At 57.0% G+C, this 20,619-nt stretch carries 24 protein-coding genes; 4 read left to right on the forward strand and 20 right to left on the reverse strand.

What is annotated here, in order from left to right:
• Nucleotides 1-3 precede the first annotated feature (3 nt).
• From GQX66_RS11825 to GQX66_RS11840, 4 genes are all read left to right on the forward strand, one after another.
• Complete coding sequence (locus GQX66_RS11825) at nucleotides 4-1,686, forward strand: hypothetical protein (protein WP_240869160.1); 1,683 nt, start codon at nucleotides 4-6, stop codon at nucleotides 1,684-1,686.
• The gene (locus GQX66_RS11830; protein ID WP_240869167.1) at nucleotides 1,686-2,534 is read left to right on the forward strand and encodes a hypothetical protein; all 849 of its coding nucleotides are present in this window, start codon (nucleotides 1,686-1,688) and stop codon (nucleotides 2,532-2,534) included. The genes GQX66_RS11825 and GQX66_RS11830 overlap by 1 nt, the downstream gene beginning before the upstream one ends.
• Before the next feature lie 383 nt (nucleotides 2,535-2,917).
• Nucleotides 2,918-3,136, forward strand: coding sequence for a hypothetical protein (locus GQX66_RS11835; protein WP_085655295.1), 219 nt, complete (start codon nucleotides 2,918-2,920; stop codon nucleotides 3,134-3,136).
• A 159-nt stretch (nucleotides 3,137-3,295) separates the two neighbouring features.
• Nucleotides 3,296-3,709, forward strand: coding sequence for a hypothetical protein (locus GQX66_RS11840; RefSeq protein ID WP_064598760.1), 414 nt, complete (start codon nucleotides 3,296-3,298; stop codon nucleotides 3,707-3,709).
• 177 nt (nucleotides 3,710-3,886) lie between these two features.
• Here the strand turns inward: GQX66_RS11840 and GQX66_RS11845 are convergent, their stop codons facing one another.
• The 20 genes from GQX66_RS11845 to GQX66_RS11940 all read right to left on the reverse strand — a co-directional run bounded on the left by GQX66_RS11845 (nucleotide 3,887) and on the right by GQX66_RS11940 (nucleotide 20,614).
• Nucleotides 3,887-4,561, reverse strand: a complete 675-nt coding sequence (locus GQX66_RS11845; RefSeq protein WP_240869172.1) for an anti-sigma factor — start codon at nucleotides 4,559-4,561, stop codon at nucleotides 3,887-3,889.
• Nucleotides 4,558-5,193, reverse strand: a complete 636-nt coding sequence (locus GQX66_RS11850) for a sigma-70 family RNA polymerase sigma factor (protein ID WP_085655396.1) — start codon at nucleotides 5,191-5,193, stop codon at nucleotides 4,558-4,560. Before GQX66_RS11850 ends, GQX66_RS11845 begins: the two co-directional genes overlap by 4 nt.
• Nucleotides 5,194-5,248: 55 nt before the next feature.
• Nucleotides 5,249-5,842: a fasciclin domain-containing protein gene (locus GQX66_RS11855; RefSeq protein WP_064381908.1), complete on the reverse strand. Its 594-nt coding sequence runs from the start codon at nucleotides 5,840-5,842 to the stop codon at nucleotides 5,249-5,251.
• A gap of 282 nt (nucleotides 5,843-6,124) precedes the next feature.
• Nucleotides 6,125-7,402 carry a translesion error-prone DNA polymerase V subunit UmuC gene (gene umuC, locus GQX66_RS11860; RefSeq protein ID WP_240869208.1) on the reverse strand — a complete coding sequence of 426 codons (1,278 nt, stop codon included), beginning with the start codon at nucleotides 7,400-7,402 and terminating at the stop codon, nucleotides 6,125-6,127.
• Complete coding sequence (locus GQX66_RS11865) at nucleotides 7,395-7,820, reverse strand: S24 family peptidase (protein ID WP_240869213.1); 426 nt, start codon at nucleotides 7,818-7,820, stop codon at nucleotides 7,395-7,397. The genes umuC and GQX66_RS11865 overlap by 8 nt, the downstream gene beginning before the upstream one ends.
• Before the next feature lie 124 nt (nucleotides 7,821-7,944).
• Nucleotides 7,945-8,739 carry a DNA adenine methylase gene (locus GQX66_RS11870; RefSeq protein WP_240869216.1) on the reverse strand — a complete coding sequence of 265 codons (795 nt, stop codon included), beginning with the start codon at nucleotides 8,737-8,739 and terminating at the stop codon, nucleotides 7,945-7,947.
• 149 nt (nucleotides 8,740-8,888) lie between these two features.
• Nucleotides 8,889-9,425 (reverse strand): lysis system i-spanin subunit Rz, encoded by a 537-nt coding sequence (locus GQX66_RS11875; RefSeq protein ID WP_240869219.1) that lies wholly within the window; start codon nucleotides 9,423-9,425, stop codon nucleotides 8,889-8,891.
• Nucleotides 9,416-9,970 carry a glycoside hydrolase family 19 protein gene (locus GQX66_RS11880; RefSeq protein ID WP_240869221.1) on the reverse strand — a complete coding sequence of 185 codons (555 nt, stop codon included), beginning with the start codon at nucleotides 9,968-9,970 and terminating at the stop codon, nucleotides 9,416-9,418. Before GQX66_RS11880 ends, GQX66_RS11875 begins: the two co-directional genes overlap by 10 nt.
• A 30-nt stretch (nucleotides 9,971-10,000) precedes the next feature.
• Nucleotides 10,001-11,047, reverse strand: a complete 1,047-nt coding sequence (locus GQX66_RS11885; protein WP_240869224.1) for a contractile injection system protein, VgrG/Pvc8 family — start codon at nucleotides 11,045-11,047, stop codon at nucleotides 10,001-10,003.
• 91 nt (nucleotides 11,048-11,138) lie between these two features.
• Nucleotides 11,139-11,345, reverse strand: a complete 207-nt coding sequence (locus GQX66_RS11890) for a tail protein X (RefSeq protein WP_240869227.1) — start codon at nucleotides 11,343-11,345, stop codon at nucleotides 11,139-11,141.
• Nucleotides 11,320-12,165: a phage tail protein gene (locus GQX66_RS11895; protein ID WP_240869229.1), complete on the reverse strand. Its 846-nt coding sequence runs from the start codon at nucleotides 12,163-12,165 to the stop codon at nucleotides 11,320-11,322. Before GQX66_RS11895 ends, GQX66_RS11890 begins: the two co-directional genes overlap by 26 nt.
• Nucleotides 12,166-12,174: 9 nt before the next feature.
• Entirely contained in the window at nucleotides 12,175-14,619 is a 2,445-nt protein-coding gene (locus GQX66_RS11900; protein WP_240869231.1) for a phage tail tape measure protein, read from the reverse strand.
• A gap of 156 nt (nucleotides 14,620-14,775) precedes the next feature.
• Complete coding sequence (locus GQX66_RS11905) at nucleotides 14,776-15,090, reverse strand: phage tail assembly protein (protein WP_240869234.1); 315 nt, start codon at nucleotides 15,088-15,090, stop codon at nucleotides 14,776-14,778.
• Between the two features lie 10 nt (nucleotides 15,091-15,100).
• The gene (locus GQX66_RS11910; protein ID WP_240869238.1) at nucleotides 15,101-15,604 is read right to left on the reverse strand and encodes a phage major tail tube protein; all 504 of its coding nucleotides are present in this window, start codon (nucleotides 15,602-15,604) and stop codon (nucleotides 15,101-15,103) included.
• Nucleotides 15,605-15,616: 12 nt separating this feature from the next.
• The gene (locus tag GQX66_RS11915) at nucleotides 15,617-16,783 is read right to left on the reverse strand and encodes a phage tail sheath family protein (RefSeq protein ID WP_240869244.1); all 1,167 of its coding nucleotides are present in this window, start codon (nucleotides 16,781-16,783) and stop codon (nucleotides 15,617-15,619) included.
• A gap of 94 nt (nucleotides 16,784-16,877) precedes the next feature.
• The gene (locus tag GQX66_RS11920; protein ID WP_240869247.1) at nucleotides 16,878-17,312 is read right to left on the reverse strand and encodes a phage tail assembly chaperone; all 435 of its coding nucleotides are present in this window, start codon (nucleotides 17,310-17,312) and stop codon (nucleotides 16,878-16,880) included.
• Nucleotides 17,313-17,322: 10 nt separating this feature from the next.
• A complete protein-coding gene (locus tag GQX66_RS11925) occupies nucleotides 17,323-18,804 on the reverse strand; it encodes a phage tail protein (RefSeq protein WP_240869250.1) in 1,482 nt (493 codons plus the stop codon).
• On the reverse strand, nucleotides 18,801-19,406 hold the full coding sequence (locus GQX66_RS11930) for a phage tail protein I (RefSeq protein WP_240869253.1): 606 nt from the start codon (nucleotides 19,404-19,406) through the stop codon (nucleotides 18,801-18,803). Before GQX66_RS11930 ends, GQX66_RS11925 begins: the two co-directional genes overlap by 4 nt.
• Nucleotides 19,407-20,291 (reverse strand): baseplate J/gp47 family protein, encoded by an 885-nt coding sequence (locus tag GQX66_RS11935; protein ID WP_240869257.1) that lies wholly within the window; start codon nucleotides 20,289-20,291, stop codon nucleotides 19,407-19,409.
• Nucleotides 20,288-20,614, reverse strand: a complete 327-nt coding sequence (locus GQX66_RS11940) for a GPW/gp25 family protein (protein WP_236197046.1) — start codon at nucleotides 20,612-20,614, stop codon at nucleotides 20,288-20,290. Before GQX66_RS11940 ends, GQX66_RS11935 begins: the two co-directional genes overlap by 4 nt.
• Nucleotides 20,615-20,619: the final 5 nt, after the last annotated feature.

Here is a 20,619-nt window from a genome sequence, read left to right on the forward strand (position 1 = left end):
TTTATGGAATTTGAAGAACGTGCCGACCAGCTTTCTAACGAGGAAATTAATAGAAGTTTGGCGGATGGAGAAATATTAGTAAGAGCTCGGCAAAAACTTTTAGCTTCCGGCGCAAAATTTCTAATCGGCCCCCGCGGCACAGGAAAAACGCATTTAATGCGTTATACCTACACTCAAGCCTTACTAGACAAAGCAGCTCCCCTAGCATTATACGCAAGCTTTAACAAATACCTGCATTTGGAACCATTACTAAAAAAAACCCCTGATGCATTAAAGAGATTTCACTCCTGGGTTCTAGCCAAATTATTGGTTAGCGCCTTTGACTTCCTTAATGACTTGAGCTCTGACTCAAAGTTCATGTTAGAAATCGACGAAATCTATGATCAAGACAAATTGCGAGAGCTAGTAGCTCTATTAGAACGTGGAAGCGGAGACACTCTCTACGAAGAATTTGGGCAACGAATAACTGTTGACGCTGTAATCAAAGCAATAAAAATCCTTACCGCAAAATTTGGCCGTAGCAGGGCTGTTTTACTGCTAGATGATGCGGCTCTAAGCTTATCTGACCAATATCTCATCGCATTTTTTGAAATATTTAGGGTACTAAAGGTCGAAGGAATTGCTCCTAAAGCCTCTGTCTACCCTGGTTCAACTCAATACGGTCCGACATTCCACGCATCGCACGAAGTAGAAGAAGTACCACTCTGGTTATCTGTTGAGGATAGTAACTACTCTCAAATAATGGGAGACATTGCAAATCGCCGCCTAACCCCAGAGCAGGCAAAAAATATTTCTCCGGACGTTCTTGAACTGTTGAAATATATTGCGTTTGGAGTTCCACGAGTTTTCTTAAGACTGCTTAGAGAATTTCTTACTGAAAGCTCTACAAACTCCCAATCAAAAGTCAACAAAATCATTGAGCGCCAAGTGGAATTAATTGGTGCGGAATATGACTCTCTCGGTATAAAGTTAAAACAATTTTCATCCGTAGTTAAAACAGGAAAGCAGTTCCTAATAAAGTCGGTGAGCGAAGTAGCCTCTGCCCAAGCTGCCGACCTGACAAAAAAAAATATAACTCTAGGACTTCAACAAACATCTGATCGACACCCACTTACAGAGCGAATGCTGAAATTCTTAATTGAGATCGGCTTACTATTCCCTTTACACGCAGTTTCTCACGGCGCAAATCGAAAATACGACCGCTACATTCCTCACTTGGCTTTTCTTTACCAAGAAGGAGCCTTTCGCGAAGGCCGAAAAAGCACATTCAAAAGCATTTCAAATGTAATGCTTTCACCTTCATCGAAACACCCACTGAGAAGAGATTTTAAATCCTTACTATCTGATCAACAGATTGCAAACCTGAAGTTAGATCTTCCGCCATGCCAAGTATGCGAAACCGCTCGCTTCAATGACTCTCAGCAATTTTGCCATAACTGTGGTGAAAAGCTCGTTGTAGCATCACTTTTCGAAGGGTGCATGAAGCTCCCACTAAATGAGGTACCGGACATTAGTCAGGCACTTATCCGCAGAGTACACAAGGACACGAAGCTTAGGACAGTTGGTGATGTCATTGCTTCTCAAAATGCCTCTATGGAACTGCAAAAAGCAAAATACATTGGGCCTATTAGAGCAAATGAGTTTATCTCCAAGGTATCGTTGGCTGTAGATGAGTTTCTATCATAATGGCAAATCCTTTCAAATCAAAAGTAGAAATAACACCATCGCCGTCCAACCCGGCATTAACAACGCATCTACTATTTGATACTAGTCACACAGAGCCTACACAATCCCCAATCGATCAATTTCTAGAGCGACTTCACTCTATTAATCGACTTGCACCACACCCAACAAACTTTGATGCACTTCAAGGACAACTTGTACTTCTGGGCGTAATCGCTGCGGTGGAAAGCTATCTCAGAACACTTTTTCGAAAAATTGTATCTATGGATGCTTCATCCAAAGAACATGCGTACAAAAGAGACATTTCTTATGCCGCAGCAGTTCACCTTGATAAGGACATGTTGCCTGAAGCCATCCTGGAGCGCATTTCATTCATAAGCCAACATAGTATAGTTGACACAATAAAAGACATCTTGGGGATAAAAGGGTCAATACCTACCGCAGTAGAATCCGCTATCAAGGACTATGTTCGCGTTTGTCATTTAAGACACTGTACCGTTCATCGATTTGGCCGACTTGGCGCCTCAAATGCAATGGCGTTGGGAATTGAGCAACATAAAGAGCTTTTAGAAAAGCCATTAACGCTGGATTATACTGCCTTGCAATCGGCGATTCTAATTTGCACAACCTTGGTTAAAAGCTTAAACAACCATCTTTTCAATGAATTAGTATCGAGAATCCCTGAAAACGAGTGGGTCGAAAATTACACCTCAGACAAAAAAAAATTCAACCAATATTATAATTTATTTGCTGATAATATTAGCTCGCAAAACGCCTCCCCAAAATCAAAAACAATTTATGATCTTTTTATCAAACAACGAAAGTCATATTTGACGGGTGGACAAACATGACAATTTGATTTTTCCGACTGAAAATGGGGGACTGATTCTCTTATCTGCCCCCTTCTTTCGCTTCAGACTTGTATCCATGCTATTTAGATCCCCCTAAGCCCACCTCTTCCATTCCTGATAAACTCCCCCACCTCCCAGCCACACCGATTCCGTACCCCCAATGCCCCCAATCACCGCCACACCCGCCCCACTCTCACGCCGTTTCTCCGTCGCGCCGATGATGGATTGGATGCAGTAGCCCGCCTCCCCCCCCCAACTGATTGGCTGAAGTCTCAAATCATCTGCGCGTTGTAGCAATTTTTAAGCATGCGGTATCTAAGTGCCTCTCTGCTGCGGCCGCATGAGCTAGGCTTCGCGAACACCTCATTTCCAGGATGGATCGCATGCCAAATAACTCAGCTTCTAATATCGCCACTGCTGACGCCCTGACGTTGCTCCTGCACAACCAGCATGCACTGGCGGCGGCAATCGAGGAGGTTGCCGTTTGGCTTGCAGCCAGTGGCGCGGCAGTGGTTGCAGATAACGCTGTGATGGCTATGGAGACCTTAGACACAAATGCAAAAGCGATCACAGATGCGATTATGCGGATACGGCAATCCTAATATCGCCTTTGCAGGCAGCAATCGGCCAAAATCGGCACTCCGTGAGCGGCAGCTTTCGGCCAGAAGCGGACGTTCACAAGCGACCGCTACCGGCCAAAAGCAGTCATTGCGACGATGCCGTACGATACACGCCTGCCGTTAGATCATTAGGGCTTACCCATGCAATTTCATGGTTTCGAATTCGGGCATATTGAGGTTGAGATTCAAAACCGTGCGTATGACCTTCATAACTTCTACCACGCCAGCACCATTAATTACGACATCGTGGATAGGTCGGCTGTACTCATCTTTACTCGACGGACTGAAGCCTGGGTGCCGACCGAAGAAGCACACAAGATTACTATCAGCTTCCATGAGGTCGATTACTTTTCATCAAGTGGGCGGGATGATTACCCAATCGATGGCGACGATAGTGTTATTCATTCGATCGGAGCCGTGGAGTCCAACGCAGAGACACAGGCCTTTTACCTGACAGATCACATCCAACCAGATCATCATCTTGTCATGTGCTTCGAGTCTGGTCTTACATTACGAATACAGGCCGCTGAAGCACGATGCAAAATCGATTTTTAAACGGCAAAAATTTTGGTGTTCGACGTCTGCTTTGGGTCGATAGCAGCTATTCGCGTACGGCTGCTTTCGGCCAAAAGCTGCCGTTTATGTTCATGAGCGCGTTGCGTTGAAGCAGAATTCTGGGCGACCGATCAGTGAGCCGTTTACTCACGAAAATTAACGGTTTGCTGCCCTGAGTCATAGAGCCGAAAGCACGCCCTGATACAGCACAGGACCAGTCGGCTGTCCTGTTGGCGATCCACCCTCGGGTTCAAGACTGATGGCCAACGTGATTGACTCACCAATAAACGCTTTCTGCGCACCGCCCAACTTGATCTCCCCGTCTCCGCCTGGGGGAATCACCCCAAGCGAAACAGGCTTTCCATCTGAAGGAATAACCCACATTTCCAAGCTACGATTCTTTTCTATCTTCACCAAAGCCAGCGTTTTGATTTTTAGATAATTCTCGTGCGCTTCAATGCTCATCCACGACTGTGCGCCGGCACTACGCAACGTTGCACTGTAGCGAACTTCGTCACGGTTATAGATAACGCTCAGCGTTACCGCTGCTACCAGTGAACATGTTGCAATCGTCACCCAGAGCCAGCTCCAGAATGGTCGCTTTACAGGCAACTGCATTGTTTGCGGATCTATACGCGCCGTAATTCCGCGCCATACACGATCCGGTACAGGTGATTCAGGCAGAGACTGGGTAAGGCTCGCAAGGCTTTCCCGCCATTGCGAAAGTTCTGCGCGAAGTTCCGAGTCCTCCAGTAAAAGCTGCTCAAAGCGCCGGCGTGCGGCTGGTGGCATCAACCCAATGGCATAATCTGCGGCAAGTGCGCGACGAAGACTTGGAGTTTGGTAGTTCATGACTCAAGGCACCTGCGCAAACGTTCCATCCCTCGGCGGATCCAAGACTTTACCGACCCGAGCGGTGCCGACAGGTGCTCCGCCAGTTCTGAACAGGAAAGCCCTTCAAAATAAGCAATGGTGATTGACTGACGTTGCATCCCTTCGAGCTCATCTAGGCACCGATTCAATGAAGTGGTCTCACGGGAGCTGTTCAACTGTTCATGTACCGAGGGGCTGTCGTCTACCAGCATCTGCGCGTCGAGGTCACTCAGGGGACGTTCGCGACGCTTTCGCAATTGGTCGATGGCCTGATTTCGCGTGATATTGATCATCCAAGTCATCGGCGCCGACAGTTGCGATTGGTAGCGTGAAGCATTGTTCCAGATACGCACAAAACTTTCCTGTAGCACCTCCTCAGCCAGATCTGGGCGCCCCATGAACCGCAGCGCCACGCCATGCAGACGCGGACTCACGCTACGATACAGCGCTTCAAAAGCGCGTCGGTCACCCAAGGAACACTGGGCTAGAAGGTGTTTGAGTTGGTCAGTGTCGGCGATGGGAATAGCCTTTCTCCAAACGAATGGATCGTGAGGTTCTACAAGTCGATTGCAGCCAGAGGTTAGCCCACAGCGCGCGGTTGTTCCATTCACGGGTGGGCTCCTCGGAGGACTCGCCGGTCATGCTGAAATCGACCGGCGACGCCGGTCAACTTTTCGGCATCAGGACTTTGTCGATGACCTGTATCACACCGTTCGACTGGTATACGTCATAAGTACTGATGTCGGCGACGTCGCCCTTCTCATCTTTGATGGTGATGTTGTGCGGACCATTCATCATTGCCCACAGTTTTCCGCCCGAGACGGTGGTCAGTTCGGTCTTGCCACCTCCGGCCTTGATCTTTTCGGCAAGAGTGGCCATGTCCAGTTTGCCGCTCACGACGTGGTAAGTAAGGATCTTGGTGAGGGTTGCCTTGTTTTCCGGTTTTAGCAACGTATCGACGGTTCCTGCGGGCAGAGCAGTAAAGGCCGAATTGACTGGTGCAAACACAGTAAAGGGTCCTTTTCCCTTGAGGGTGTCGACAAGACCGGCAGCTTTCACAGCGGCGACCAGGGTGGTGTGATCGGCCGAGTTCACTGCGTTGTCGACGATGTCCTTGTTCGGCAACATGCTTTGACCGCCGACCATGACGCTGTCGTGACTCATCGATGCAGCATGCGCAGCGTTGAACACTAATCCGCTACCTGCCACCAAGGTCAGAAGGCCCGCAATCAATTGCGTTTTGATCGAAATGCGTTTCATCGTGATGATCCTTTGTGAGGAAGATCGGCCAGGAGATTCTGTCCGTGCTTGGTATACGCGGCGGCGTTCGGATTGGATGCAGTAACGCTCTTTTTTTCGCAGAAATTGCGAGTGAGTGATCCAGTGACCACCACTCGTTAGGCAAGGTGGCTATAACCCCGGCTGAATGCTCGGCCTTGTGGAAAGACGCTTTCGGCCGAAAGCGTCCATACGCGAGCAGCTACTATCGGATCGATGCGGACATCGACAAGAGACCGCTGTTGGCCGATAGCGGACGATTTACTACCTACAGTTGATCGTCCATAACTGGTCCAATCGAGTCGTGAAGCTCTGACTCATCATTTCGCGCCGCATGGCCCACTCTGGCTTGCTAGGGACGCTCGCCGCTCGCAGCGTCCCCCTTCCCCACCGCTCGTTGATCTGATCCAGTACGGCCATGACCTTGGTAGATTCAGTCGGTTGAGAAGCCGCAAACAGATCGTCCGTGTATTCACCTGGCCGACACAGGTTCATCAGCAACACCTCCGCCTTGCTGTACTTGAAACCAGGGCGATATACCCGATCCAGCGCATCGACTGCAGCCTTGGTCAGTAGCCGGACGTCATCCGTGGGGTAAGGCATATCGATCACCACACCATTGGCGTACTTCGCCTCCTCCGGATTGAACATTCCGGTGCGAATACTCACGCGCACTTTCTTGCACAGCGAGTTTTGCGCCCTGAGCTTTTCTGAGGCTCGCATCATGTACGTGGCCACCGCCTCCTTGATCGGTGCCAGCTCCGTCAGCCGGGTGCCGAACATTCGACTGCAGCAGATCTCTTGCTTCGGAGGATCGGGCTCGTCGAGTTCCAGACAGGGAGTGCCGGCCAGTTCTCGCGCCGTCTTTTCGATCACCACACTGAAGTTTTTGCGCAAAGTCCAAGGGTCGGCTTTTGCCAAATCCATCGCACTTTTGATTCCCATGGTATCCAGGTGCGCTTTCATTCGACGCCCTACGCCCCACACCTCTGAAACATCGGTGTTGCGAAGTACCCAGTCACGCTTAGTGGGGTCACAAATATTGACGACACCGCCCGTCTGCGCCTGCAGGCGCTTGGCGGTATGATTGGCGAGCTTGGCCAAGGTTTTGGTGTGAGCGATTCCCACCCCCACCGGAATGCCAGCGCACCTCAGCACCTGACTCCGAATCTGTCGACCGAGGCCGTCCAAATCATTGATGCCGGTGAGTTCGACAAAGGCTTCATCGATGCTATAGACCTCGACTGCGGGCACCATGGACTCAATCAGCGTCATGACGCGTTCACTCATGTCACCGTAAAGCGCGTAGTTCGAGGAGAACGGGACGATGCCGTGCTGCTTAAGCTTGTGTTTGATCTGGAAGTACGGCTCGCCCATTTTCACGTATGGCTTGGCGTCGTAGCTGCGGGCGATGACGCAGCCGTCATTATTCGATAAGACAACGATGGGGACCTTTGCCAGGTCAGGACGGAACACTCGCTCGCAGCTGGCGTAGAAACTGTTGCAATCGATCAGGCCGAACACCGGCACCCGCTTAGACATGACTGCGCACGCTACCAATGATCACGCCCCAGATCGCGAGCTCATCGCCTTCCAGCACGTAGCGCGGTGGATACTTGGGATTTTCGGACAGGAGGATCACCTCCTTTCCACGGATGCACAGCCGCTTGCAAAGCGGATCATTGTTAAGCAGCGCAACAACAATATGCCCGTGAGCCGGCTCCAGTGAACGATCCACTACCGCCAAATCGCCGTCAAAGATTCCTGCCCCCTGCATGCTCTCTCCGGCAATTTTCACCAAGTAAACATGCGGGGCCCGAATGTTGAGCACTTCGTCGAGTGAGATGTGGGTTTCGATGTGATCCGCTGCCGGCGAAGGAAAACCTGCCGGCACCCGAAAAAGACAAAGAGGTAATTTCCGACCGCCCACAACAATAGGGCCTAGGATTGAAAAGCTCATGACGCACGACTTCCGATACTGTACGAATATACAGTTAACGTTCAGAGCGGCGCTCGGTCAATTTCTATACGAAATTTCGGATAGACGGGTAGGTAGGAAGTAGGGAAATGATTACCGGCAACCGTCAGAACAACCCGCCCAACGCTACCGGTTCCCAGTTCATTATTACGAGCTCGCCACTGACTTCAGCCTTCCCCTGCCGCTGGTTGGTCGTGGTGTAGCGAATGTCCAGGGTTTCGAAGTGGAAGCCCGCAAACACGCGGCGGATGTCCGGGTGGTCATTGATGCTGACCATCACTTTGCCTTTGCAGCGGCGCATGAAGTCAGCCATCCGTTCGTAGTTCTCGAACGGAAATTCCACGCCGTAGCCGGCGGTCTGCCAGTAAGGCGGATCCATATAGTGGAAGGTGTGGGCACGGTCGTAGCGTTCCGCGCATTCAAGCCAGGGGAGGTTTTCGACGTAGGTGCCGGACAGGCGCTGCCATGCGGCCGAGAGGTTTTCCTCGATGCGTAGCAGGTTGATGGCCGGGGCGGTGGTCGCCGTACCGAACGTCTGCCCCGAGACCTTGCCGGCGAAGGCGTGGTGCTGCAGGTAGAAGAATCGGGCGGCGCGCTGGATGTCGGTGAGGGTTTCGGGGCGGGTCATTTTCTGCCATTCGAACACCTGCCGCGAGCTGAGCGCCCATTTGAACTGGCGCACAAACTCTTCGAGGTGGTTCTGCACGACACGGTAAAGCGTGACCAGGTCGCCGTTGATGTCATTGAGAACTTCGACGGGCGATGGTTGCGGCTTCATGAAGTACAGCGCGGCACCGCCGGCAAAGACTTCGACGTAGCATTCGTGCGGCGGAAAAAGCGGAATGAGGCGGTCGGCCAGGCGGCGTTTGCCGCCCATCCAAGGAATGATGGGTGTAGACATGAAAGCAAGACCTTTACTGTATGGATAAACAGGTGCTAGGCTCGCCGCGCTTTGTGCACGGAGCAAGAGCCTTGGCTGGACTTGCAGGGACCATCTGCAGGGACGGCGGCCGTTCTGAATGTTGACGCATCCGGACCGGCCGCTCTTTTTCACTTCGGTGTTGATACTTCTTTGGCGTATGCCTGACAGGCCGCGAGGGCAATCAGCCCCCGGTCGCCGTCGTTGGTGACACCGATAATTCGTTGAGCATGCGCTGGGTCAAGTTCGGCTCTTGTGGTGCCATGAGCCACGCTGCCGGTGGTGGTGGCGGTTGGCATCGATCCGTTGCCGGTGGTGGCATCGAGGAGGACTGACAGGCGCAGATCAGCAGTGGCAAGGCGATCGCGCAGGCGATCCTGATCACGTTGGACATCGCTCAAGGCTCGGTAATGGGTTTGTTCACTGGTAGCCAGGCGCTGCTCGAGCGCGAGGCGTTTGTTTTGTTCGGCACGCTGCTGCGCGGCCGAGGCCAGGGCCAGTTGATTGAGGGTTTCAGTGTGGAGGCGGGCCTGTTCGGCGAGTTGTTTGCCGTAGCGCCAATCCTGCACTTGCCAGGTGATAGCAGCGGATCCGCCGACCAGAGTGGTCAGCAGCACCACTTTGCCAAACAGCCGATACGGCACCGGGATCATTTCGCCTAGGCGCATAACACCGCCCTCGCCCGCTCCCACAACTGCAGGCGCTCCTGCAGACCATTCAGGCCGCCGTTGATCTTGCGGGTGATCTCCTCGAACGCGCCCTGATCCGCCAGAGCATTCAGCCCACGAACCCACCAGAACCACGCGGCCGACTCGGCGGCCCACTGCGGCAGCTCCAGCAGCTCCGGCGTGCGCAGCAAACGCTCGTCGCCGAACAGCGCCAAGCTGCAGCGCAGATAGTTGTTGTGGCCGGTGATCTGAATCAGCCCACGACCACGGTAGCGCTGGCCATCGCCGTCGGCCTCGGGCGTGTTGCCCAGCCGCGCGGCCAGAGTGCCAGTGTCGTACTTGCTCAAGTACTGGTCGCCGCCAAGCTCACGCACGTAATTCAGTTCGCCGGATTCGTGTCCGACCTGGGCGAGAAACGCCGCCTGCCGTTGCGGTGTGTTGATCTGCCGGCGGACCATCGCCGCATTGAGCGCAGAAACAAAAACGCCCGCTTGGCGGCGGGCGTTGGGCATGATGCGTTGCAGCTGTTGCTCTGTCAGTGACATTGGGTTCTCCTCGGTTGTGGGTCTTCGGCACTACTGTTTGATCTGAACAACCTTCAGATCCTTCGCCGGCTTTTTCTTGCCTTTGGCTTTCGCCTTGCCCTTCTTGCCGCCATTGCACTCGACCGTCGTGCTCCAGCCGGCCTGAGTGAACACCTGCTCCACCGAGTCGATCAGGTATTCGCCGTCGAGCCCGACCTTGAAGCCTTGGGCGTTGATTGATCGTTCGGCAAACAGGTCGATGCGGCCTGCCATCTCCAGCCGAACGCCGGCCGTCGAGCGGTTGAACGCGGTGAGACGCGCCTGAGCTGCCGCTTCGGCGGCTGACTTGTTCGGGTAGATGTGCCGGTCGGTGTGCACCGGCGGCAGGCCGTCCGGGGATTCATCATTGTCGAGAGTGACCACGGCGAGCTTGCCGGTCTTCTTGTCCTGATGCTTGGTCGACACGGCTTTGTGGGTGTTGCGGTCACCGAGTCTGAACTGGAAGCGGCTAACGTCTGGGCGGCGGATTGTCACCACGCCGAGCGCCTTGCCCGACGCGCTCTCTCCGCCCTGACGCGGCATCACCAGCAGCTTGCCGTCGGCCACCTTGGCTGTGCAGTCGTATTGCTTGGCCAGGCGCGTGATGAAATTGAAGTCCGACTCGTTGAGTTGATCCGCACGCGGCACCTTAGTCTGAATTGGGCAGACCGCCTGCCAGCCATTGCGAGCGGCGACGTCGGCTACGATCCGCGACAACAGCACGTTTTCCCAGCTGCCGCTGCGAGTGGTCTTGCCACTGCCGCGCATGTCGCTGGCCTTGCCAGTGATCACCAACGTGTCCGGCGGCCCAGATAGTTCGATCTCGTCAACGACGTAACGGCCGATGCGGGTCAGTTTGGTTTCTGCGTAGCCCAGGTAAATCTCGATACTGGCTCCGCGTGGAGGCAGCACCACCGCGCCGTCACGGTCGTCGATGCGCAGTTCGAACTCGTCGGACTCCATACCGGGTTTATCTGTGGTTTTCAGCTGCAGGAGGCGGTCATTGATTCGCTGGGTGATGTCGGCGCCGTCGGCGACCACGCGAAAGGCGGGAGTCATTTATTTTTTCCATAAAAAAACCCGCGCAAGGCGGGCTTTGAAGGGGATGAAGCTAAAGGAGCAGCGGGCGTTACGCGGTGACTGTAGTTCATCAATCCCACAGCGCTATCCCCTCCTCCGTTGGTTGGAGCAAATCTGGGAAGAGGATCACGATTCCAGCGCGATAAGGTTGCGGCTCCTCGGCCAATCCTTGATTGGTATCGAGAACGGCCTCGACCGTTCCGCTGAGATGCCCATAGGCGTGGTAACACAAGGTATCGAGCAGATCCCCGTCAGACGTTCTGCAAGTCATCGCCATAACGCACGAACTCCAGTGTAAACGCCTGCTTGCGCGGGATACCGCCCTGCAGCAGCGCGTTCTGTTCTTCATCGACGCTCTTCAAGCACCAGGTGCCGAGCACGTCGCCATAGCCGGTGGTCAGCGTCAGCGGCAGCTGCTGAGCGCCGAGGCTACGCAGGGTGTCCAGTTGTTTGATGCCGCCCTTGAACCCCGGAAAGATCGCGCCCTTAAGGGTGATTTTTTCTTCACCGATGCCCACCGCCTGTTGCGCCGGTCGCCGGGTCAGGCGTTCCTGCGAAGCCCAGCGGTACTCGGTCGAGCGCCGCAGCTCGTCGAAGGCGGCGGTATCCAGGTTGAAGTAATACGGCACCGCCTTGGGATCCAGCGGCTGCACGATCAGCAGGTGCGGGAACGGCTTCACCGCTTCCGGTACCGGCGTCGCGTCCCCGGCCATCGATCCGGTCGGCAGGATGTTCCCCAGCGACGGGCTGACCTTGCCGGCGATCTTGTTGATCGCGGTCGACGCCCGGGCAGCCTGTTCCTTCAGTTGGCCCATGCGCTCATCGATCTGGGACACCGCTCGCGTGGCTTTGTTGTAGGTGGCCACCACCTGCCCAACCTTGGCCTGGGCGGCATTCACCCCGCGCATCACGCGCTGCAGCTTTTCCCCAATTGCCGGACCGACAAATGGAATGCCTTCCAGCTCCGAGGCCGCACCGCTGATCTCGCTAATCGCACCGTTGATCGGCCCCATCATGCCGTCGAGGCTGCGCCGGCCGGTCTCCCCTGCTGCTGCCAGTTGCTTGAGCCCTGACTGCAGTTGCTCCATATAGGCCATCAGTCCTCCTTACACATCCGGTTGGTCGTACAGTTGGCGGTTCTGCAGCTGCTGTGTGGCCTGCTGCATTTGCTGCGCGATGAAGGGCTGCAGCTCCCGCGCCATCTGCGCCGGATCCTTGGCATCGCCCTGCACGGTGATGTGTAGCGGTGCCGAGATCTCGACCCGTTGTTCCATCTTCGGCGCCTCAGATCTGGCGACAGGCGTTGGTGCGGCCAGCAGTGCCGGCGGAACCGGGGCACTGGCGGGCGCCGCCAACGACCGGGCTACATCGCCCATCGCTGCAGGAGCCAATGGACCAGAGGCTGGCTTGGGCTCGAAAGACTTGGCAATGTCGCCCATCACCGGCGGCAGGTTTTTTCCAGCGTTGGCCATCATCAAGGGGCCTGCGTCCGGAACGCGCTTGAGCGACTCGTCGGTGCCGAACAATTTTTTGCCCAAAAACCCGCCGGCCGCATCGCCTCCCATATAACCGATATACCCTCCAATCGCTCCACCGACGATGTTGCCAATGATCGGTACCGCCGTGCCGATAGCAGCCCCGGCAGCCGCACCGGCCAAAGTGCCCGCTAGACTGCCGGCCGCTTGCCCGTAGCCTTCAGCCTTTTCGTCCTGAGTCTCGGCATTCTGGTAGGTGTCGTAGGCCTTGAAACCGGCGTCGATGGCCGCGAAGATCACCGGACCTTTCATGCCTTCGGTGATTTGGCCACCCCGCCCACCACCTCTACTGCCGCCACCCTTACCACCTTTGCTCTTCTTGCCCTCCCCGCCGTTCATATCGCCGACATCCAGCCCACCCCCAGCCCCTGGCAGGTTGGTGACGATCACCTTTTGCGGAATATTCGGGTTGCCCATCAAGGTGCCACGCCCAAGGTTCATCAGGCCCTTTCCGACCTTGAACGCGCTGACGGCGCCCTTCAACGCCACCAGTCCAGCGACGGCCGTACCAATGCCCAGCGTGACCCGTGGAAACTCATCGGCAAAAACCGACAGCTTGCGGCTGACGTTGTTGATGCCGTCGGCCACGGCGTCGGTGACCGGTCGGATCGCATCGCCGATACTGCGCATGGCGTCGTCCATGGACTGGGCCATCTCGGACCACTTCTGCGCAGACGTCTGCCGGCGTTCAGCCAAGTTCTTGTCGAGGATCCCGGTGGCTCCGGCCGAGTCCTTTTTCAGCTGGTTGTACAGATCCTTGTTCTGCATGTACGCGGTCAAGGCTGCTTTCACCTGCATGTCAGCGAACAGGTCACCGGTGCGCAAAGCCTCCTCCAGCGACTTCATCATGGCCTTGGCTTTCTCGGGATCGGCCTCTTTGCTGATCGCCGCCGTGGCCTTGGCCATCTCGGCGGCTCGCTTCGGATCGGTGGCTTGGATGTATTTCTGGGCCAGGGCGAAACTGGACTCCAATGTCGACATGCCGTTTTGCAAGCCCGTCTGCATCGACCCCTTGTAGTCGATACCGGCCTTTTTGTAGGCCTCGACCGTCTCGCCGGACCCGATTTTTTCCATCCAGTTTTTGAGGTTGTTCGCGGCTTCGTCCGAACCGCCGGCGGTCTTCATCTGCACCTGAAGCATCGCGCCGAGCTGCGTTACCGAGTCCATGCCGGTGATGCCCAACTTGCCCATGCCGGCCAGCAGCTCAGGGAACCACTTGGCCATGTCGACCGCTTCGAAGCTACCTGCCTGGCCCTGATAGGCGATGGCTTCCAACGCCTTTTCCATTACCTTGGGATCAGTGATCTTGGCGTTCTGTCCCAGGGCGTTGATCATCTTGGCCGTTTCGGTGCCTTCCGATCCTTGGCCGATGGCAAACTTTGCCGCCGTCGGGGCATAAGCCAGCGCCTTGTCCAGTTCCATGCCGGCACCAACCAGGGCGTTGACCACCTCGGCCACCTGATTGCGTGCCATGCCGGTATCGCGCGACGTGTCGATCACCGTCTTGGACAACTGCGCTTCTTCCGGTGAGTTGGCAATGTTGGCCTTGATCGCGATGTCACGAATGATCGCGCCGTAATCGGCACTGACCTTGGTCGGAATGGCTGCGGCGGCGGTCAGCGCACCGGCCTGACCGAGGGTGCTTTTCAGACCAGACCGACCTTCCTCGATCTGTCGATGCCCGAGTGCTTTGAGTTCGGCACCGGCGGCCACGCGGCCCATGGTGGCGTAAGCTTTGCTCAATCGCCCCACCTCGACGCCCTGTTTCTTCAGCAGTTCGAGGTTCTTTTCGTATTTGCTCAGCAGCTTGTCTGCACCTGCGGCACCGGTCATGTGCGCCTTGCGCCATTCATCACGCAAACGCATGGTGTCGCCGATGGTGTTCTGCAGGACTCGGGCTTTATTGCCCACCGAGTCCAGATGTTTGACCTTGCTTTCGACGTCCTTGAACGCTTTGCCTACCGTCGGATCGACGGCGCCGCCAATGACAAAGCCGAGCGCGAGGTTCTTCGCCATGAGCATGCCTTATACGTCGGAAAGAGTTGAGCGGTGGCTCAGTCGGAGAGCCACCACACCAGTTCGTTGAAGGGCATGGCCGTAATTTCAGCCGCCGAGAACCCGGTCTCTTTGGCCATACGTTTGGCCAGCAGCTTCAACGTCGAGCCGTCGCATTTACTCGTCCGTGACCAGGCGAAAATAGCCCGCCTGCAGGCGCAGGTAGTCGACCATTTTCAGTCCCATCAGATCTGCTTCGGGGGTCTGGGTCAGCGAAGCGAACAGCGACATTTCACGTTGCTCCGCGTCACCGTTGGACGACGCTTGTGCCGCCCGAACATCCCGCACGCAGGGCGCGCGCATCATCAGCGTGTCGACGGTCACACCGGACAATTCAGTCGGGTATTTGAGGGTGATGCGAAAACCGTCGTCGGACAGTTGCAGCCATTTAGGCAGGGGCGATTCAGTAGTCGATTGCATGTCTTGCTTCATGTTTTTTTCCTTAAAGGCCTAGGGCGGAACGTTCGTCTGCGAGCTGGTCGACGCCGTCGATAACCAGCACCATGCCGACCATGTCGATCTCGTAAATCAATCGACCGCCGACTTCGAGCTTGTAGTAGGTCAATGCCATTGAGTGTTTGGTCTCGGCTTTTTCACCGGCCTTCCAGTCGCCCATGTCGACCTCTTTCAGGCCGCCGCGCATGGTGACGATCACCGGGGTGACCTTGCCCTGGAGGCCCTTGAACGTGCCGCGAAATACGGCATTACAGGCGGTTCGGTCGGACAGTCCGAACCACTTCAACGCCTCACGACGCACGCCGTTGGTGGTGAATCCGGACTCGAGTTTTTCGATACCGACCGGGATCTCGATCTCACCGGCCATGCCACCGCCACGATAGGTTTCGGTTTTCAGCACGACCTTGGGCAAGGTAACGCTCGGCACATCGCCGGCAAAACTTACGCCGTCGATAAACGCCGCGCAGTTGGACAAAACTTCAGGCTTCATCGGGTGGCCTCCTTAGGCGGCTTCAAGCACTTCGGTCATCCATTGGTTGGTGACTTCGAAGAGGAAATTTGGGTTCTCGGCCGGCGGTACGTCGGTAAAGCGAATTCGCCAGTACACCTTGCCCTGCTCGATCTGACTGGCCGTGTTCAGCTCTTCATCGGCGAACACTTCGAAGTTGATCACCGCGCCCTGATTTTTCAGGTCGCGCATGAACGCTTCCAGGCCGTCGGTAACGTCCTTGACGTAGGTCTTGGTGATTGAGCGGTCGACCGCCCACTTGTGGCCGGCCTGCACCGCGTCCATGAGGATGAACAGCGTGCGCACGCGGGTGACGAACGCCCATTTAGGATCGCTCGACAGGGTGCGGTTGCCCCACAGCCGGTAGCCGTCGTCGCGAATGATCGTGGTGATGTTCGCGTTGTTGAGCAGGTTAGCTCGGCAGGTTTCGTCGCCGTCCAGGTACTCGACCGCGCGAGTGGTACCGGTGATGCCAGTGAACTCCTTGTTCGAAGGCGAGGCCCAGAAGCCGTAGGTGGCATCCGTCCAGGCGAACAGACCGGCAGTCCACGCCGATCCCGGCGCATCAACGGTCTTGCTGGCATCGGTGTCCCAGAACTGCACGCCAGGGTCGACCATGAACAGGTTGCGGCTGCCGAAGTTGTCGGCGTAGGCCATGGCGGCCTCATCGGTGGTGCACGGCCCATCGATGATGGCGATGGCCCGCAGCTTTTGCGCGAGGGCATCCATCGCCGTGGCTATCGCTTGAGTAGCCGAGTGACCTGGTGCGATCAGCAGTCGCGGCTGTGCGTTAAACAGGCTCTTGCCATCGAGCAGCGCCTGCAGCCCGGTACGCTGACCTGAGACCAGAACGCCACCGATGATCGCCGAGGTCTGCAGCGCCGGGTCGTCCATCTTCGGCACACCGATGGCGACGATCACCGCCTTGGCCTTGGTGTAGATCGCCTGGCAGGCTTTCGTGATCGCAGCCCCCGCGCCGAAGGCGGCAATGGCTTCACGCTCGGTGGTGATCAGTTTGAGTTCACCGGCTTTAGCTGTACCGCCGCCGACTAGGCCGGGAGTGAAGGTGTCGCACAAGCCGATGATCGACGAGGACGGCAACGAGATGGTGCGTGCGCCAGTATCGACTGAAGTAGTCGTGACGCCGTGAAAGAAACTCATAGAGGTCAATCTCCAGAAACGAAAAAGCCCCGCATCGCGAGGCTCTGAGAGTTTTTAAGGGTGGAAAAGAAAACGCCCCGTCATTGCGGGGCGTCTATGGTGTTTGGTCGGCAATCCACACGGGGCGCACAGGTCGGGCAGCGGCATCGGGGAAACCCTCCGTCACCGGCCAGTCTCGCAGCTGCTGCAGGTACGTCATCAGCTCCTTGTATTGCTCACTGTCCAACGTGGTCTTGCTGACGAACTCCAACTCATCCCGGTGACGCTCACGCAGCCACTTGATGCTTTCAATTTCAGCATCACGCCACGCCCGTTCACGGGCCAGCTCAGTGCCAGGGTCGGCCACCGCCTCCACCAGTTCGGGCTGGCCATTTTTATCCAGCTGGATGACCTTCCCGGCATATTCCCCTGCCAATAACTGCGCGTGCAGCGCCGGGGAAATCTCCACCGCATCTGCCGGAATACTTTTGGCAGAGTGCGTAGCCGTGTTGAAGAAACTGCGACTTAGCGCGTGGTAAAAAACGGACATTACCGCCCCCTCAGTATCCGATGGCCCACCAGGAGATTCGTCCCGGCGATGCCGTGTAGTTGTTCTGCAGCCTCAGCACCGACTTGGACATGATGACCGCACCAGGTGCAAAGGCCGACGTGGTGCTCATGGTCGAATAATCCATGTTCGCAAAAGCGCGCAACGCCGCCGTGGGAAAGACCATCGGAAACGATACGTCACGTACAGGCCCTATAGCGCCCACCGTGGCGGACGCCTGTGGGATATCGGTCAGTACGCCCCATTGCAGAATGAAGCCGCCCAGCCACGTCGGTAGCGCGACATAACCATTATCGCCGATCATCATCGAAACGCCGGCGCGCAGTTTTTTGGGGCTCACGGCCGTGCTGTCGTCCGTCCCCGTGTTGACTGCCAATTGGCTTGCGATGCGCACAAGCCCCAATATGCTTTCAGTGGCCTGTACCACCTTGGCGTTGATCGCCTGGAACACCCGCAACGCGCTCATGGGCTTGTTGGTGTCCGCACCGGTTTCCGCTTCGACCTGACTCGCGAAGGACACACCGTAGCCGGCCAGCGAGGTCGGCGTGGCGACTAGCGTTGACCAGTTCAGGGCCGAGAGGCCGCCACCGTTGCCATACAGCACGCCCTCGACATAGACCCCGGTCGACGTGACGCGCACTCCGTTACCCGTACCGGAGGCCCACGGTGTCTGGCCCAATCCCATGTAGATGCAGTTGAGCGCGTTGTTATTACCCCATGCACCCAGCCCGCCCAGAACAGGGCAAGCACCGGCATTGCTTCGCGCGTGAACGCCCCCCTCCCAGGACGGCACGGCGACGGCGATGACATCAAGACTGCTGCCGTTAAGCATGCGGATATTGCCGGCAACGTCACCGCCCGAAGTGGTCAACGCGTCGGTGATGCCATAACCGGCCAGCGTGGTGGGACTGGAGCCGCTTTGCACAATGCCGCGCGCGTTGATCGTGACCTTGGTATAGGTGCCGGCCTCCTTGTTTAACGGCAGCACCTCCAGAATTGCCGCGTCGACGAAGGCCCGGGTAGCCAGCACCACGGCCGGATCAATCTTGAGCTGAATATTGCCCGTGTTGCTGACAATAAAATTCATCCGCACGATCTGCGTCCGGCCCGAGCCTTGCGACAGCAGGGGCTTGAAGCTCGGCGCGCAGTTGGCCACCGCGACCAGGTCGCCATCGGCGTCGTACAGGCCGATCTCGCGAATCCACCGCCCGCCCTCGTCCGCCGGGATGACCTGCTCGGCAATCAGCACTGCCGGGTTGACCGGGTCGAGTAAAAGTCGATTGAGCGGCTTGCGCCGCCACTCGTTGGTCAGCCTGGTCTGGCCCTCCGAGGGAATGACTGGGTCGACGTTGTTGGCATCACCCACGCCCATTTCGGTGATTTTCCAGGCTATGCCGAGCGCGTCGGCATTCGCCTGTTTGGCCATCCCCACCTTTGTGAGAATGGCGAAAAACTGCGTATTCGCATCAGTCATGGATAGATGTCCAGAGTGTCTATGGTGTGTTCGCGCCCAACCACGCCGAAGCTGCCCGTGACTTCGATGTCACGCATCACTGGTGGGTACACGTCGATCTCGTCGCCTTCGTAGAGGGACGCTGCAATGTTCAGATGACCTTGAGTTTCAAGGCTGATAGCCAGCCCGGTGAGCTGCCGACTGACCGGCTTGGCGTCATCGATCAAGCGTTCCAGCTCGAGGTACATTTCCTCGGTGATGCCTGTGTCGAGGACACCAACCTTTAGCGCGAAGGTGCCCGGCACGCCCTCCGGCTTGGTCTGCCACCATTCCAGCACCTCAATCAGGTAGCCAAGCGGCTCGACCACCCGGCGCAGCGCGCCGATGGTGCCCTTGTGCTTGTGGATATAGAACGATGCCTTGATCGCGGCGCGCTTGACCGGCTCCGGCCACGCCGGATCCCAGCGGTCGACGGACCAGGCCCAAGCCAGGTGTGGCAGCAAATGCACGGGACAGGTGTCGGGGTTGTACAGCGTGCGTAACGGAATCAACGTGGTCTCAGCGAAGGTCGCTTCGATACCCCGTTCCAATGGAGTGCTGTTGAGCGGCAAGAGACTGCGCATTTAACCTCCCAGTACGACGGTGTAACCCGTGCAGTAAGCGGCCTGTGCCTTGGTGGGTTTCAAATCCTGCCAATCCTTGAGCTCGACCCGCCCGACGCCGGCGACATGCAGCTGCGCATCGACACCGGACCGAGCCACCTCGACGCCCAGGCGGCGCCGAGGATTGATCCAGGCCTCCAACCGACGGATCGCCTCCGTGAGCGCGGCGTCGTTCTCCGGGCCGCTGCCCTTCATGTGCAGAACGGCATCCACGCGATAACGCAGGATCTCGGTGCCGCGCACGGTGACGCGGTCACCGACAGGGCGCACGTCATCGTCATTCACGGCCGCCGCGACCAAGGCCAGCAACTCCGGCCCGGCCGTCCCGTCGCCTTCCAGTCCCAGCACCGTGACGTCGACGCAGGCCGGCGCCGGACTTTCGGCCGTCGCATCGGCCACCAGCGCCGAGGCGTTCCGAGCATGGAGGATGTAGCTGTTGCGCGGCCCGGCTGTGGTCAGTCCTTCGTAGGCCAGCTGCACCCGTTCACGCAGCGCATCGTGGGACTCCATCACCGCCTCCACCGGCGGCACGGCCAACGGGTCCGCCGCCTGGATAACCAAGCGTTTGAGGTTGACGTTGGCGGCCAGGTGATCCAGATCAGTGCCGGTGGCATAGGCCAACAACTGAGCCTTGGCCGCGTCGTTGACCCGCGCCCGGTTGCCGAGCTTGATGTAGCTGCCGACCTCCAGCAGCTTGGTCACCGGGTCGCTTTCGAGCGAGGCCGTCCAGTTCTGCCCCATGTGCCCACGGAACACGCCCAGCGCTTCGCTGTAGGTGTCCTCAAAGTCCAGCGGCTCCAGCACGTCCGGCGCCGGCAGCTCCGACAGATCCACCAGGGTACTCATACCCACACCTCCAACGTGCCGCGTTCACCGAGGTACTCGCCGCTGATCTTGAAATTGATTTGACCGCCCAGGACGGAGACCACCACGACGCGCTCAAGCTTGAGCCGTGGCTCCCATTGGTTGAGCGCCCGCACAGCCTCAGCCTGCGCCGCGCTTTTCCAGCCTTCGTTGATGGGCAGGTCGACCATGCGCCGTAGCTTGCTGCCGTACTCCGGCCGTTCGCGACGGCTCAGCAGCGGTGTGCCGAGGATGTCCCCAACCGACTGACGTAAATGCTCGATACCGGAGATGGGCTGCCCGGTGTGGCGATCCATTCCGATCATCGGGT

It is taken from the genome of Pseudomonas sp. B707 (genome assembly GCF_022496685.1).
GTDB lineage: Bacteria > Pseudomonadota > Gammaproteobacteria > Pseudomonadales > Pseudomonadaceae > Aquipseudomonas > Aquipseudomonas paraglycinae.